Origin of the sequence: Actinokineospora alba, from assembly GCF_004362515.1 — a bacterium.
Lineage (GTDB): Bacteria > Actinomycetota > Actinomycetes > Mycobacteriales > Pseudonocardiaceae > Actinokineospora > Actinokineospora alba.
In genome coordinates this window covers 5668501-5684147 of the sequence record NZ_SNXU01000001.1, presented here as the reverse complement: position 1 = coordinate 5684147, position 15647 = coordinate 5668501, and the positions used below count along the sequence as shown (strand labels likewise).

Sequence of the window (15647 nt, the reverse complement as noted above, 5' to 3'; positions counted from 1 at the left end):
CCATGACCAGCGGTTCTGCGGCGTGGGAGGGACGGGCGGGCGCGTTTCGCCCGCTCGCGGCCCGCCCCTACGCGCGGGCGCGAGTGGTGTTGTTCCCGCACGGCGGCGGCAGCGCGAGCTACTACAAGCCCTGGGCCGCGGCGGTGCCGTGGGACCTCGAGTTCGTGGCCGTGCAGTACCCGGGCCGCGAGGACCGCTTCCACGAGCCGCCGCCGTCGACCATCCGGGAGCTGGCCGCGGTGCTGGCCGGTGACCTGCCGTTCGAGCGGCCGCTGCCGACAGTCCTGTTCGGACACAGCATGGGCGCGCTCACCGCGTTCGAGATCGCGCGCCGCATGACGGTCATGGGAGTCGCCCCCGCCCGCCTGGTGGTGTCGGGGCATCCCGCCCCGGCACTCGCCCGGCCGGGGACCGTGCACCTCGGCGACGACGACGAGCTGATCGAGGAACTGCGTCGCACCGAGGCGACGAACCTCGACGTGCTGGACAACGAAGCGCTGATCAAGACGTTCCTGCCGATCATCAGGAACGACTACCGCCTGAGCGAGACCTACACGATGGCACCCGGGGCGCGCCTGGACGCCGCGGTGTCGGTGTTCTACGGCGACCGGGACGTCGAGATCGACGAGCAGGAGGCCCACGGCTGGGCCGACGCCACCGACGGCTCGTTCGACGTCACCGTCTTCGAGGGCGGGCACTTCTATCTCGACCACCACCGCGACCAGGTGATCGACCTGGTGACGGCCCACGCGCGCGCCGCGGCGGCAGGCGCGGCGGCGGTGCCGTGGCCGTCGGCGCCCTGACCTGATCCTTCCCCACTCCGAGCTCCCACACACCAGACGAGAGCAGCCACACCGTGACCATTGAATCCACCGCCCGGCCACGCCTCGATGTCAAGATGAGCCCCCGCGACCTGATCAACATCGGGATCTTCGCCGCGCTCTACCTCGTGACGGTGGGTGTGCTCAACGCGCTCGAGTTCATCGGTCCACTCGCGACACTTGTCTCGATCGTGGTCAGCATCATCGCGGGCGGCGTGCCGTTCATGCTGTTCCTCACCAGGGTGAAGCACGCGGGCATGGTGACCGTGTTCACGGTCATCGTCAACGCGTTCATGCTCCTGATCGGCAGCCCGGCGGTCGCCATAGTCCTCGGCGTGGTGCTGGCGCTGATCGCCGAAGCGCTGCTGTGGCTGGGCCGGTACCGGTCGCGCAAGCTCGGCGTGGCCGCCTACGCGGTGTTCAGCATGTGGTTCGCCGGGCTGTTCCTGCCGATGTTCTACGCGCGTGAGGACTACCTGTCCGGCGAGTACATGCAGTCGATGGGCCAGGAGTACCGCGACGCGCTGGACGCGTTCCTGTCGCCGGTGGTGCTGGCCGCGTTCGACCTGTCGACGTTCTTCTTCGGATTGATCGGCGGCGCATTGGGCCTGCGGCTGCTGGACAAGCACTTCCGCAAAGCGGGAATCGCGTGACGGTGGCCCGGCCGCACACGGAGCAGGCCGCGCCGCACCAGGTCGGGCTGCCCGCGGCGGCCGGGACACCCGGGCGCTGGTCCATGGACCCGCGCACCGCGGTCGCGCTGCTGCTGGCCGCGAGCATCACCATCATGGCGCCCGGAGGGCTGTGGTTCGTGCCCGCGGCGCTGGTGGTCGGTGTGCTGCTCGCGGTGACCGAGCGGGCGTGGCGGCGGGCGGTTGTGATCCCGGTGGCCGCCCTCGTGGCCGCCGCGGCGAACTACCTGCTTCCGCTGGTGGCTCCCTGGCCGATCCTGGGCATCGTGGCCATCACGGCCGGGTTCGCGCTGCGCCTGATCGCCATCGGCGGTATCGCCGCGCACCTGGCCCGCACCGTCTCGCCGACGAGGCTCACCGCCGCGTTGCGGGCGGCGCGGGTGCCGTCGGCGTTCACCGTGTCCGGCGCGGTGCTCCTGCGGTTCATGCCGACCATCATCGCCGAGACAGCGGCGGTGTGGGACGCCATGCGGCTGCGTGGACTCGGTGGCATCGGGGGGATGCTGCGCCATCCCCTCCGGGCGATCGAGCACTTCACGGTGCCCCTGATCGCGTCGAGCCTGCGCTCGGCCGAGGACCTGTCCGCGTCGGCGCTGCTGCGCGGCCTGGGTGCGCGGCGGCACCCGACGGCCATGCACCCACCGCGATTCGGCCGCGTCGACTTGGCTGTCGTGGCCTTGGTCGCGGTGCTGGTCGCGGCCACCATGCTGTGGAAAGGCGCGCTGTGATCGAGTTGTCGGGCGTCCGGTGGACCTACCAGGGCGGTGACGCCGCCGCGCTCGATGGGCTCGACCTGCGCGTCGGGCGCGGTGAGACCGTGGTCCTGTGCGGGCCGAGCGGATCGGGCAAGAGCTCCGCGCTGCGTCTGATGAACGGCCTGATTCCCTTGTTCCACGAGGGAAAGCTGGAGGGTGAGGTCCGCGTCGACGGGGCGACGATCACCGACCTCGCGCAGGTCGGACGGGTGACCGGGACCGTGCTGCAGCATCCCCGCCGCCAGTTCTTCACCGACGCCGTCGACACCGAACTCGCGTTCGCGCTGGAGAACTTCGGTGCCCCGTCCGAGCGGATCCGCGAACGGGTGGCCGAGGTGTCCGCCGACTTCGGGCTCGACGAGCTCACCGGCAGGCTGCGGGAGCTGTCGGGCGGCCAGCAGCAGCGGGTGGCGTGCGCGGCGGCGATCACGCACGATCCGCCCATCCTGCTTTTCGACGAACCGACTTCCAACCTGTCCGCGCGGGCTGTCGACGATTTCACCAGGGTCCTGCGGCACCTGCGGGACCTGGGGATGACCCTGGTCATCGCCGAACACCGCCTGCACTATCTGCGTGACCTCGCCGACCGGATCGTCATCCTGCACGGTGGCCGGGTCACCAGGCAGTGGACTCGGCCGGAGATCGCGAAGCTGACCGACGAGACGATGCGCGCGGAAGGCCTGCGCGGCCTTGCGGCCCCGGTGCGGGTCGCGGTCGCGACGGCGGCGGCGCACGGCCCCAGCGTCGACACCGCCGACCCCGAACCGACCGACGTGTCCGCGGTGGCAGGCTCGGGCCTCGTGCTGCGCGGCGTTCAGTGCGGCTTCCGCGGCCGCCGCGTCCTCGACCTCGAGGAGGCGCACCTGCCCGCGGGCCGGATCACCGCGGTCACCGGCCCCAACGGCGCGGGCAAAAGCACCCTGGCCCGGATTCTCGCGGGCCTGCAGCGCCACCGCGGCCAAGTGCTGCTCGACGGCCGTCCCCGCTCGCGCGCGCAACGCCAGCGGGAGACCGCGATCGTCATGCAGGACGTGCAGCGGCAGTTGTTCACCGACAGCGTGGACGCCGAACTGCGCCTCGGCATGACCCCCGAACAGGCCGACCACGCCGCGAGGGTGCTCGCCGACCTCGACCTCGACCACTGCGGAGACCGGCACCCGCTGGCGCTGTCAGGGGGACAGCAGCAGCGCCTCGTCGTCGCCACGGCCCGGCTGAGCGGGCGCCGGGTCGTCATCTTCGACGAGCCCAGCTCCGGAGTCGACCGCCGCCACCTGCGGTCGATGACGCGGACGATGCGCGATGTCGCCACCGGCGGCGCGGTCGTCGTGCTCATCAGCCACGACGCCGACTTGCTCGACCTCGCCGCGGACCAGGAACTGCGCCTGCGCCAGCTCTCGTGACCGGCATTCAACCGCGCGTCGGATAAATATGCTCGCGTTTTTACCGATAAACGGTGCGACTTTCGCGACAACGTGCAAAATGGACGAACTGAACCTGTTTGCCCAGGTAGGCGGCATGGGGCCGTTATCGATGTGAGAAACCCACGCGGACATGGGTGGAACGAATATTGTCCCCCAGAGGTGGCGCTGGATAGTATGACGACGGCAGTAAATGCGCCATTTGACTGCATTGTTAATCCATTTACGGGGAATGGGGTTGTGCGTATGTGCGGGATCGCGGGCTGGGTGGCGTTCGACGCCGACCTGACGCGCCAAGGCGACGCGCTCGATGCGATGACCGAGACGATGTCGTGTCGCGGCCCGGATGCGCGCGGCACCTACCTGCGCACCCACGTCGGACTCGGCCACCGCCGGCTCTCGGTCATCGACCTGCCGGGCGGCGCGCAGCCGATGACCGTCACCACCCCGGCGGGCGACGTCGTCCTGGTCTACTCCGGTGAGGCCTACAACTTCCAGGAGCTGCGCGAGCGCCTCAAGGGCAAGGGGCACACGTTCCGGACCGACAGCGACACCGAGGTCGTCCTGCGCGCCTACCTGCAGTGGGGCGAGAGCGTCGTCGACCACCTCGACGGCATGTACGCCTTCGCGATCTGGGACGGGCGCGACCAGAAGCTGGTCCTGGTCCGCGACCGCATGGGCGTCAAGCCGCTGTTCTACTACCCGACCCCCGACGGCGTGCTGTTCGGCTCCGAGCCGAAGGCGATCCTGGCCAACCCGCGGGTGCGCAAGGCAGTCGACACCGACGGCCTTCGGGAGCTGTTCGCGCAGACCAAGGCGCCGGGCTGGGCGCTGTTCAAGGGGATGCGGGAGATGCTCCCCGGCACCCTGATCACCGTGGACCGCGGCGGGGTGCGGGAACGCACCTACTGGCGGCTGCGCGCGCAGGAGCACACCGACAGCCGCGAGGACACCGTCGCCCGCGTGCGTATGCTTCTCACCGGCGTCGTCGAACGGCAGATGATCTCCGACGTGCCCCGTTGCGTGCTGCTCTCCGGCGGGCTCGACTCCAGCGCGATCACCGCGCTCGCCGCCGACCGGATGGCCGTCAAAGGCGAGCGGGTGCGGTCGTTCTCGGTCGACTTCATCGGCCAGGAGGAGAACTTCGTCCCCGACGAGATGCGCGATACGCCCGACTCGCCGTTCGTCCGCGATGTGGCGCAGCACGTGAACTCCGAGCACCACAACGTGATGCTCGACCCGGCCGACCTCTCCGACCCCGCGGTGCGGCGCGCGGCGGTTGCGGCCCGCGACATCCCCAACGGGTTCGGCGACCTCGACAACTCGCTGTACCTGCTCTTCAAAGCGATCCGCGAGCACTCGACGGTGGCGCTGTCGGGTGAGTCGGCCGATGAGGTGTTCGGCGGATACCCGTGGTTCTTCCACGAGCAGGTGCTGCGGTCCGGCACCTTCCCGTGGATGACGGTCATCCCGCCGCTGAGCCTCGCGGGCCGCACCGACCACGTCGAACCGGGACTGCGCGAACGGTTGGACGTGGGCACCTACACCGCCGACCAGTACTCCGCCGCGGTCGCCGAGGTCGAACTGCTCGACGGCGAGTCCGAGTTCGACCGGCTCATGCGGATCACTTGCCACCTGCACCTGACCCGGTTCGTGCGGTCGCTGCTCGACCGCAAGGACCGACTGTCCATGGCGGTCGGGCTCGAGGTGCGCGTCCCGTTCTGCAACCACGAGCTAGTCGAGTACGTCTACAACACGCCGTGGGCGATGAAGACCTTTGACGGCAGGGAGAAGAGCCTGCTGCGGCACGCCGCCGCGCCCGTGTTGCCGCGATCGGTGGTCGACCGGGTCAAGAGCCCGTACCCGTCGCCGCAGAACCCCGGCTACGCGGCGCGACTGCAGGAGCAGGTGAAGGAACTGCTCGCCGACCCGGGCGCGCCGCTGTTCGCGATCATCGACAGCGGGTGGGCCAAGCAGACCGCGGAGACGGACCCGGCCGGGATGTCGCTCGCGGTGCGCGGCGGACTGGAGCGGGTGCTCGACGTCGCCGCCTGGCTGGACCTGCACTCACCCGAACTCGACCTGGACTGATCGGGAAACGACGCGCGGACGGTGTCCGGCCTGGGTTGCGGGCCGGGCACCGGTCCGTCCAGTGCCGTTCAGCGCCGTTTGCTGTCAGGGGCGTCGGCGGTGGCTTGCGCGAGCAGTCCGTCGACGAAGGCGCGCACGCCCTGGGAGTACGTGTCCTGCGCCGCGAGGACCGCCCATCGGCCGCCGATGTCGGCCAGGTGCGGCGTTCGGGACGGGTCGAGGTCGACCAGTCCCGGGTCGGCGAACGCGGGCCGTTTGACGTCTTCGTGCCCGCGTGAGGAGTGAGCGCGGACCAAAACCTCGCCGACGGTGTAATACCAGAGGTCGCGGAAGATGTGGACCGCCCGCTCCGGCGAGCAGCCGTGGTCGATGGCGCCCGCCACGATGGCCTCGACCAGCCACAGCGCGGAATCGCCCAGTCTGCCGATGAATCCGTCCGTTGTCAGCACATCCGCGGACCACGGCCACGCCGTCAGGGCGTCGCGGATCGTGATGGCCGCGGCGATGATCCGTTCCCGGGGGTCGCTGGGCAGCGTCGGTTGCGGCAGCTGGGCCGCGTACTCGGACATCAACAGCAGGAGCAGGTCTTCCTTGTCCTTGACGTGGCGGTACAGCGTCGTCCCCCCGATGCCGAGCTCACCGGCCAGTGCGCGGATGGTCACCTTCTCCCAGCCGTGGCGGTCGATCAGCTTGCGCGCGGCGGTCAGGATCTCCGCGCGGGAGGTGACGGGCGGTCTGCCGGTGCGGCCGGCCTTCGCGTTGGGACTTGGCACCAACCCATCATCTATTTCCGCCTGGTGGCCCGCAAAACCCCCATGCCCGCTCGACAGCCCGTCGGGCGTGGTGATAGTTTCGGAACATGCTCGCAAAGTCCGTTGACCGGAGTACTGCGCAGAGGACTGGGTTGCGTTGACGAACACGGAATCAACAAAGGAAGCATCGAACGTCCAGCAGGCCGTCAAGCCGGGACTCATCCTGGCCGTGGTGGCGGTCGTGCAGTTCATGGTGTCGCTCGACCTCTCGGTCGTGAACGTCGGCCTCCCGGAGATCGCCACCGGCCTGGGCTTCAGCGCGGTGGGCCTGACGTGGGTAATCCACGCGTACGCCCTCACCTTCGGTGGACTCCTGCTGCTGGGCGGCAAGCTCGCCGACCTCTTCGGGCGCAAGCAGATCCTGGTCTTCGGTCTCGCGCTGTTCGCCATCGCCTCACTCGTGGGCGGGTTCGCGCAGGCGCCGGAGCACCTGGTCGCAGCGCGGGCCGCGCAGGGCGTCGGCGCCGCCGCGCTGGCGCCCGCCGCGCTGGCCCTGCTGAGCGCGACCTTCCCCGCGGGCAAGGAGCGGGTGAAGGCCTTCGGCATCTGGAGCGCGATGAACGCCGCCGGTGGCGCGCTCGGCGTGCTGATCGGCGGTGTGCTCACGCAGTACGCGGGTTGGCGCTGGGTCATGTTCATCAGCGTGCCCATGGCCGCTATCGCCCTGTTCATGGCCTTGCGCGTGCACAGCACCCCGCCGACCGCCCGCGACGGCCGCCCGGACATCCTGGGCGCCGCGCTGGCCACCGCGGGCATGAGCCTGCTCGTGTTCGGCGTCGTGCGCACCGAGCAGCATGGCTGGGGCTCGTCGACCACGCTGACCACGTTGGGGATCGCGGCCGCCATGCTCGTCGCGTTCGTCTACGTCGAGAAGACCACCCGCCGTGACCCGCTGATCCGCCTTGGCATGCTGTCGAACCGTTCGGTGGCGGGTGCCAACATCTTCAACCTGGTCTTCGGGGCCACGATGGCCTCCTCGTTCTACTTCGTCTCGCTTTACCTGCAACGGGTTCTGGACACCAGCCCGGCCCTGACCGGCGTCGAGTTCCTGCCGCTGGCCATCGGCGTGGTCATCGGCTCGGTCATCGCCATCAAGCTCGGCCTGACGGTCCCGGCGCGCACGCTGATCGTCGTCGGCGGTCTGGTGACCGCCATCGGGTTCTTCTGGTTCGGCATGATCGACTCGAACGGCTCGTTCTTCACCGACGCGTTCGGTCCGTCGATCGTCACCGCCATCGGCTTCGGCCTCTGCCTTGGCCCGACGGTGTCCACCGCCACGGTGGGCGTCGACCCCGCCGAGACGGGTGCCGCGTCCGGGCTGCTGAGCAGCAGCAGGCAGATCGGGGCCTCGCTCGGCTTGGCGGCCCTGGGCACCGCCGCCCAGGTTCGCACCGGCCCGGACCCCACCCCGGCGGCACTGACCGACGGGTACGCGTGGGGAATGACCCTCGGCGCCATCCTCCTGGTGGCCGCGTCGGTCATCGCCCTGTTCGTGATTCCCGCGGTCCGCCCGGAACCCGCCAAGGCGGCCGCCGCGGAATAAGCGCAGGCCCGCCGCGTCCATTGTGGAATCGTCGGCCACTTGAGATCGTGTCGAGGCGACAATGGGTCGCCCCGACTTATCAGGTCGCTGGTTGAGCCGTCCCCCCCGGCTCAGCCGGCGACCGCTTCCTTTATCCGCAGGTTCGCGGAATGCGAACGGAGCTGGAACGCAGGTCGGCCCTGATGCCGACCTGCGTTCCGTTGTCGATCCGCCGGTCGAAGGCTTTGTTCCTCACGCCCGCGGGTGCCGAATGCACAGACCGTGTCCATCGCATTATGTCGTGGTGATCTGTCACTACGTTGTTGTGGTAGTGGTGCACACTTTTTGGCATGATGGAGTTCGTGGGGGTGAGGGTTGATGACACGTGCGCGTTCGCACGGAGCGTATCCGAGGTGTATTGACTTCGGCGACTGTTTTCGCCGAAATGTCCATTTTCTCGGCAGCCCATCGGCCTCCCACTTCGAGAGTGCTCACGCGACTGGGGTAGGGGTCACCACAGGGAAGCGCGCCTGATGGACCGGCTGGTTGCCGTCCGCCATCAGGCCCAGGGGAGAGGAATACTCGAACGTCGGAGTCGGTTGAATCGTATGTGGTAACCGTTATGCACCAGGGGCTACTTCCTGCTGTTTCGCCACGGCGCCTGATTGGCCGAAATCGGCCATGAATGCACGACTGGGCTCGGTGGAATCGGACGGTTGAATCCGGTTCCCAGAGTGGTGCCGAGCAATAGTGGGATCGTAACAGGGGAGAAAATGATGGGGATCAATGTTATGGTGTCCGACGACGTGCATCTTTCTCGTTTCGCGCTGACCGCCTTGCTCGAGCAAAGCGATGAGGTCCACGTCGTAGGGTCGTCCGACACCAGTGTCGACGCCCTGGAACTCGCCGAGTTACATCGGCCGGACGTCGTGATAGTCAGCTTTGAAGGCGCGGACGACGGCGTCATGGCCGTCGCCGAGAAGGTCGCGGCACTGCCCGGGTGTCGCAGTTTGCTGCTGGCGACCGCGTTCACCCGGTCGGTCGTGCGCCAGGCCTTCACCGGTGGGGTCAACGGGATGGTGCGACGCAGCGCGCCGCCCCGCCGGTTTTTCGACGCGATCCACCGGGTGCACCAGGGCGAACGGGTTTTCGACGCGGAACTCACCGTCGCCGCGCTCGGCAATGAGAACTGTCCACTGACGCTCAGGGAACTGTCCGTACTCGAATATGTGGCCCGAGGCGACGCCGTGGTCGAGATAGCGGCGCGCTTGCACCTGTCCGAGGGGACGGTCCGCAATTACCTTTCGTCGGTGGTGGCGAAGCTGGGCGCCCGCAACCGTATAGACGCGCTGCGGATCGCCAGGGCTTCGTATTGGATCTGAGCTTGCTATTCGCTGAATACGCATTGCCGCCGGGCATGACCTGGCGTCGACCTCCCGGTCGCTGATTTCCCGATCGTGCACCGCACGGTGTGGTTTCAGGGATTCGCTGCCCGCGCGTGCGGGCAGCGAATCCCTTGACCAGTTGCCGGACGGTGCACGGACGGTGGCCCGCAGGTGCGGGGATGCGCCATGGGCTCATCCCCACGGATTTCTCAGATGTCGAGTATTGGCTATGTCTCACGCTATCGCGAGCGCGATCGGTTTCGCAACTTCTGCCCGCGTGTTGAGACTTCGATATCAACTGCTTGCGTTCGGCGGGTGGTCTATGTCCACGTTCCACCCGGCCTGCTGCGTCGGTAATTGTTACCGATGCGTTCCTAATGCGCCTCCGCGCGATTCGCACCTTTGTCGATCGGCTTGAGGATGGTTAAGCACGTTCGTGCTAGCCTCCAATGCATATCCCCTGCGCGGCTTTGGAACGCGAGGATTGACCTGCTCTCCGCCGCTCCCTGATCTGGTGGGCGGATCCAATGGCGTACCCAACCCGTTCGCGCCATCTGTCAATGGAGCGATCCCGGAAGTGCCTGACCGTTGCTTCTCGCGGAGTCGCCCAGCCCTGCGCGCGGCAGAAGGAGAAACCAGCTCCATGGTCGATTTACAGAACGCCTCAAGCGTCGCCGCGGTGATTCGAGATCACGTTCGCGCGGCACCTGACGACCTGGCGGTGATCGTCGTGCCCGACGTGGACGCCGACGACGACACCCGGTGGACATATGCCCGACTCGACGCCGAGGCGAGGAAGGTCGGCGCGTGGCTGCGCGCGAGGTACCCGGTGGGGGAGCGGCTCCTGCTGCTTTATCCGACCGGGGTCGATTTCGTCGCAGCCTTGGTCGGCTGCCTCTACGCGGGAATGGCCGCCGTGCCCGCCCCGCTGCCCGGCCGCTATCGCGAGGAGCGGTCGCGGGTGCAGGGCATCGCGGAGAACGCGGGCGTGTGCGCCATCCTCACCGACTCCGAGAACCTCGCGGCCGTCGCGGACTGGGCCGATGCCGAGGGCCTCACGACACCGGTGGTCGCGACCGACGGCGTCGACCTGCCGGACCCGGGCGCGTGGCAGCCGCAGGAACTCGACCGGTCGGCGCTCGCGATGCTGCAGTACACCTCGGGCACCACCGGCGCGCCGAAGGGCGCGATGCTCAGCCACGGCAACCTCCTGCACAACGTGGAAAACCAGCGCGTCATGTGCAGGCTGACCCGCGAGACGCGGCTGGGTGGGTGGCTGCCGCTCTACCACGACATGGGTTTGCTCGGTCAGCTCGTTCCCGCCCTGCTTGTCGGCACCTGCTGCGTGCTGATGCGCCCCGCGTCGTTCCTCAAGCGCCCGCACCAGTGGCTGCGGCTGATCGACAAGTACGGCATCCACTCGTCCGCGGGACCCAGCTTCGCCTACGACCTGGTTCGCGACCGGATCACCGATGACCAGCTCGCCGAACTGGACCTGTCCAGGTGGCGGTTCTCGGCGATCGGCGCGGAACCTGTGCGGCCCGCCACGCTCGACGGATTCATCGAGCGCTTCGCGCCCGCCGGGCTGCGCGAGGACGTGCTGACCACGTGCTACGGCATGGCCGAAGCCACGGTCTACGTCTCGGGCGACGCGTTCCGCCCGCCCAAGGTGACCACAGTGGACTCCGAGCTGCTCGAGCAGCAGCGCTTCGTCGCCGCCGACGGTGCCGACGGTGGGGTCGGGATGGTCAGCTGCGGGACACCGCACACCTTCGACGTCGTGATCATCGACCCGACGACCGCCGAGCCACTGCCGCCCGGGTCGATCGGCGAGATCTGCCTGCGCGGCGGCAGCCTCGCCACCGGGTACTGGAACGACAACACGGCCAACGCGTTCGCCTGGACGACGGACGGCTACCTGCGCACCGGCGACCTCGGCACCGTGCACGACGGCGAGGTCTACGTGACCGGCCGCTGCGTCGAACTGGTGACCGTGGCCGGGCGCAAGTTCTCTCCCCAGGACATCGAGCGGACACTGCGGGCGCGCCACCCCGAACTCGGCTCGGTCGGCGCCGTGTTCAGCGTGCCGCTCGGCGAGGCCGACGCCGCGACGGACGCCCTGATCGTCACCCATGAGATCAGCGGGCGGCCGACCGCCGACCGCCTGCGCGTCCTCGCGGAGCAGATCCGCGCGACGGTCGTCGGCGAGTTCGGCGTCCCGGTCGACGGCATCGGCCTGCTGCGGCGGGCGGTGGTGCGCCGGACCACGAGCGGCAAGATCCAGCGGGCGACGATGCGCAGAATGCTCCTGGCCGACGAGCTGACAGCCGTCTACGCCGACTACGAACCCTGGGTGGTGGAAGCGCTTCAGGCGCGGCGCCGGGAACCTGCGGGCGTGTGACGGCCACCCGAACCGGGGGGCGTTCCAGCCGGAGCGCCCCCCGGGTTCGCGGGTCAGTGGCCCGGGACCGGGTCGACTCGCCCGGCGGCCACGGCGTCGCGCGGCGCGGCCAGCATCGCGGCCAGCTCGTCGAGTACGCCATTGGCGCACTTCGCCGCGGCGGGCACGAGGTCCTGCATCAGGAAGTAGCCGTGCACCAGTCCCGGGCCGGGCACCTGCCTGGCGGGCACGCCCGCGGCGGCCAACCGCTCGGCGAAGGCGATTCCTTCGTCACGCAACGGGTCGAACTCCGCCGTGGCCACCACCGCGGGAGGCAGGTCGCGCAGGTCCGCGTTCAGGAGGTCGACCGCGGGGTCGCCGCGCCTGGCCGGGTCGGGAACGTAGAGGTCGTAGTGGTGGGCCATGTCGTCGACGGACAGCAAGTACCCCTCGGGGTACTCGCACGCCGCGGCCAGCCGCAGGCTCGGGTCCGTCGGCGGGTAGAGCAGCAGCATCGCCGCGAATCGGGGGCCGCCGTTGTCGCGCGCGTCGAGCGCCACACCGACCGACAGGTGCGCGCCCGCGCTGTCGCCCGCGAGGACGTGCGGGAGACCCGGGAACTCCCGGGCGGTCCACCGTGCGGCGGCGATCGCGTCGTGGAGCGGGACCGGGTATGGAAACTCCGGCGCACGCCGGTAGTCCGCGGAGATCACGACCGCACCCAGCGCCGCGGCCAGGGCGCGCACGGCCCAGTCGTGGCTGTCGAGGTCGCCGACGACCCAGCCGCCGCCGTGCAGGAAGGTGATCGACATGGTCGGCTCGGTGTCCGGGCGGTACACCCTCGCCCGGATCGACGAACCGTCCGCCGTGTCGATCGTATGGTCGGCGGTGGTGACCGTGTCGGCGGGGCCGCCGCCCCGGCGCGGCCGGACCGCGTTCGCCAGGTACCGCGCGCGAGCGTCCTCAATGGACAGTTCGCGCAGCGGCGTCGGCGGGCCGTCGGCGCGCTGCCAGGTGATCAGGTTGCGGAGGATGCGGTCCAAAGGCATGACGGCCCCTTGCGGATTGGGTCAGAAAGGGATTTTGTTCGCGTATCCATAAATATATGTTTCAGCCTCGGTGTACGGTTACGAACTCGGCCGGCCGTGAGGACTGCATCAGCAATAGTGTGGTTCTCACGTTGCTGGCGCGAGTTTTGTGCTGGTAGCCTGGTCTGGAATGAGAATCGAGTGTGCCGCTCCATTTGACGTGCGCTGAAGTCATATCTTCGCGATGAATTCGTCGCTCCTTGCCGCACGGCGCTTTCCGTGCCGTCTCCGGTGCCCGCGACCCAGTGCGACAGAGAAGGAACATTGGTCATGATTGTTTTGGGGTGCAACGGTTTCTCCCGCAGCGCTGAGGTCTTCGCCGAGCACTATGACGCGGTCGGCAAGGAGAAGCACTACGGTCTCGGCCACGACGCGGGAGCGTCGCTGCTGATCGACGGTGAGCTCGTCGCCGCGGTGGAGGAAGAGCGCCTCAACCGGGAGAAGAAGACCTCCGACTTCCCGATCAACTCGGTGAAGTGGGTGCTCGACCACGCGGGCGTGAAGTTCGAGGACATCGACCTGATCGCGATCCCGTGGAGCTTCAACGAGATCGTCTTCAACGCCGCCCTGTTCGACCTCGCGATGCAGCCACTGGCCCCCCTGGACAAGCTGGGCAGGCTGAACAAGATCGGCCAGCTGTTCGTGCACGTCCTCGGCCAAGAGGCGATCCTCGCCGACTTCGCCGCCCGCACCGGCTTCACCCCGGACCGCGAGAAGGTCGTCTTCGTCCCCCATCACCTGGCCCACGCGACCACCGGCTGGTACTTCGCGGGCATGACGGACGCGGCGTTCCTCATCAGCGACGGCCGGGCCGAGCTGTTCTCGTCGGTGGTCGGCGAGATCCGCGACGGCAAGATCAAGCTGTTCGACGACCAGATGGTCACCGCGCACGACTCGATCGGCATGCTGTTCTCCGCGATCACCCGCTTCCTGGGCTTCGTGCCGAACAACGACGAGTACAAGGTCATGGGCATGGCGGGCTACGGCAAGGCGCCCTCGCCCAACCCGTTCCTCGAGCACATCGTCAAGCTGGAAGACAGCGGCCGCTACACCCTGTGCCAGCAGCACGACCTGGAGAACCCCCGTAGCTTCGAGCCGTTGTTCGAGGAGCACTTCGGCCCGTTCCAGGACACCCTGGAATACCAGTCGACGGTGTCCGCCGCCGCGCAGGAGATGCTGCTGGCCGTCACCAACCACCAGTTGCGCGCGCTCGAGTCGAAGACCGACCTGCCGCACCTGCTGTTCGAGGGCGGCGTGGCGCTCAACTGCCTGAACAACACCCCGCTGCTCGAAGAGTCGCGCTTCGAGGACATGTCGGTCAGCTTCGGCGCGAGCGACACCGGCATCGCCATCGGCGCCGCCGTCTACGCCTGGGTCAACGACCCCGCGGCCGAGGGCAAGGTCAAGGCACCCGAGTCGGTCACCCCGTACCTCGGCCCCGAGTACGACGAGGAAGCCATCGAGGCGACCCTGCGGGAGTTCACCGGCAAGGTCGAGTGGACCAAGCTGACCGACGACGAGGTCGTCGACCGGGTGGCGAAGCTGCTGACCGAGAAGGTCATCGTCGGCTACTTCGAGGGCCGCATGGAGCACGGTCCCCGCGCGCTCGGTCACCGCAGCATCCTGGCGAACCCGAGCTTCTCGGACATCAAGGACGTCATCAACCTGCGCGTCAAGCACCGGGAGCCGTTCCGACCGTTCGCGCCGCTGGTACTGGAGTCGGACGCGGCGAAGGTCTTCGAGCTGGGCAAGAAGAAGTCCTCGCCCCACATGACCTTCGTGTTCCCGGTGAAGGAGGAATACCGCGAGAAGATCCAGGGCGCGGTCCACGTCGACGGCACCTCGCGGATCCAGACCCTCACCGACGAGGAGACCCCGCGGCTGGCCGCCCTGCTGCGCCAGTTCACCTCGCTGACCGGCGTGCCCTGCCTGATCAACACCTCGTTCAACGTCGCGGGGGAGCCGATCGTCTGTGCCCCGGCCGACGCGGTGAACTGCTTCCTCGGCACCGAGATCGACTACCTGCTGCTCGGCAACCACCTCGTCACCAAGGTCGCCAAGACCGCGTGACCACGTGACCGGAACGCTGGGACGCCGCGCCGCGCGGCGTCCCAGCTCCTGCCAGGAAGGTGTTGAGGTCCGGCCCATGAGCACTGCCCACGAGGCGGCGGCGGACTTCGCGTCGGCCGTCGAACTGCTCGAAAATCTCGCCGTGGAACTACGCGGCTCGCGCGGGTGGCGCGTTCCCGAGGTCAGCGCCGCGTGCGACGCCCTGACCTGCGCGGCCGCCCTGTTGCGGACTCAGCAGGACAGTGTGGACGGCGACCACTCGCACACCGAACTCCTGCATGACGCCATCGGTCTGGCCCGGAGCACGGTGGAGGCGACCAAATGGGCCGCCCGGGAGCGCATCGGGTCCCATCGCGTGCCCCATGTGGTCGACGGCCGCGGGCGCGCCGTCGACGAGGACTGAACGCCCCGAGTTTGTCGCGTGGCTGGTTTCGGTCCGGTCGGCGAACATTGTCCGGACACGGTCTCTGGACGGATTCATTCCATTAGGACTCGTGCAGAATCGTTTTTCCGATTTGCATATGTGGAACACATGGGTGTCCATGTGAAACTAATCTGTTGCCGCGTCGTGTCCGGCTGGTACGGTCGATATCGTTCGGTTGGTCCGTGTCAT

12 protein-coding genes are annotated in these 15647 nt (G+C 68.4%); 10 read left to right on the top strand and 2 right to left on the bottom strand.

Annotated features, from left to right (window positions below):
- Positions 1 to 2: 2 nt before the first annotated feature.
- The 5 genes from C8E96_RS26015 to asnB all read left to right on the top strand — a co-directional run bounded on the left by C8E96_RS26015 (position 3) and on the right by asnB (position 5777).
- The gene (locus C8E96_RS26015; protein ID WP_176926706.1) at positions 3 to 803 is read left to right on the top strand and encodes a thioesterase II family protein; all 801 of its coding nucleotides are present in this window, start codon (positions 3 to 5) and stop codon (positions 801 to 803) included.
- A 53-nt stretch (positions 804 to 856) separates the two neighbouring features.
- Complete coding sequence (locus tag C8E96_RS26010) at positions 857 to 1474, top strand: MptD family putative ECF transporter S component (protein WP_228769623.1); 618 nt, start codon at positions 857 to 859, stop codon at positions 1472 to 1474.
- Positions 1471 to 2241, top strand: coding sequence for an energy-coupling factor transporter transmembrane component T family protein (locus tag C8E96_RS26005; RefSeq protein WP_228769622.1), 771 nt, complete (start codon positions 1471 to 1473; stop codon positions 2239 to 2241). Before C8E96_RS26010 ends, C8E96_RS26005 begins: the two co-directional genes overlap by 4 nt.
- Complete coding sequence (locus C8E96_RS26000; protein ID WP_091369509.1) at positions 2238 to 3668, top strand: ABC transporter ATP-binding protein; 1431 nt, start codon at positions 2238 to 2240, stop codon at positions 3666 to 3668. The genes C8E96_RS26005 and C8E96_RS26000 overlap by 4 nt, the downstream gene beginning before the upstream one ends.
- Before the next feature lie 264 nt (positions 3669 to 3932).
- Positions 3933 to 5777: an asparagine synthase (glutamine-hydrolyzing) gene (asnB, locus tag C8E96_RS25995; protein ID WP_091369504.1), complete on the top strand. Its 1845-nt coding sequence runs from the start codon at positions 3933 to 3935 to the stop codon at positions 5775 to 5777.
- Positions 5778 to 5845: 68 nt separating this feature from the next.
- Here asnB and C8E96_RS25990 read toward each other — a convergent pair whose 3' ends face one another.
- A complete protein-coding gene (locus C8E96_RS25990; protein WP_228769621.1) occupies positions 5846 to 6550 on the bottom strand; it encodes a TetR/AcrR family transcriptional regulator in 705 nt (234 codons plus the stop codon).
- Positions 6551 to 6686: 136 nt separating this feature from the next.
- Here C8E96_RS25990 and C8E96_RS25985 point away from each other — a divergent pair, with 136 nt between their 5' ends.
- From C8E96_RS25985 to C8E96_RS25975, 3 genes are all read left to right on the top strand, one after another.
- Positions 6687 to 8132, top strand: coding sequence for an MFS transporter (locus tag C8E96_RS25985; RefSeq protein WP_228769620.1), 1446 nt, complete (start codon positions 6687 to 6689; stop codon positions 8130 to 8132).
- Positions 8133 to 8902: 770 nt separating this feature from the next.
- Positions 8903 to 9493, top strand: coding sequence for a response regulator transcription factor (locus C8E96_RS25980; protein WP_166658123.1), 591 nt, complete (start codon positions 8903 to 8905; stop codon positions 9491 to 9493).
- Positions 9494 to 10139: 646 nt separating this feature from the next.
- Entirely contained in the window at positions 10140 to 11897 is a 1758-nt protein-coding gene (locus tag C8E96_RS25975) for a fatty acyl-AMP ligase (protein WP_091369498.1), read from the top strand.
- 53 nt (positions 11898 to 11950) lie between these two features.
- Here the strand turns inward: C8E96_RS25975 and C8E96_RS25970 are convergent, their stop codons facing one another.
- A complete protein-coding gene (locus tag C8E96_RS25970; RefSeq protein WP_091369494.1) occupies positions 11951 to 12925 on the bottom strand; it encodes an alpha/beta hydrolase in 975 nt (324 codons plus the stop codon).
- Between the two features lie 309 nt (positions 12926 to 13234).
- Here C8E96_RS25970 and C8E96_RS25965 point away from each other — a divergent pair, with 309 nt between their 5' ends.
- Both C8E96_RS25965 and C8E96_RS25960 read left to right on the top strand, forming a co-directional pair.
- Positions 13235 to 15034 (top strand): carbamoyltransferase family protein, encoded by a 1800-nt coding sequence (locus tag C8E96_RS25965; RefSeq protein ID WP_091369490.1) that lies wholly within the window; start codon positions 13235 to 13237, stop codon positions 15032 to 15034.
- 76 nt (positions 15035 to 15110) lie between these two features.
- Positions 15111 to 15437 (top strand): hypothetical protein, encoded by a 327-nt coding sequence (locus C8E96_RS25960; protein ID WP_091369487.1) that lies wholly within the window; start codon positions 15111 to 15113, stop codon positions 15435 to 15437.
- The last annotated feature ends 210 nt before the right edge of the window (positions 15438 to 15647 follow it).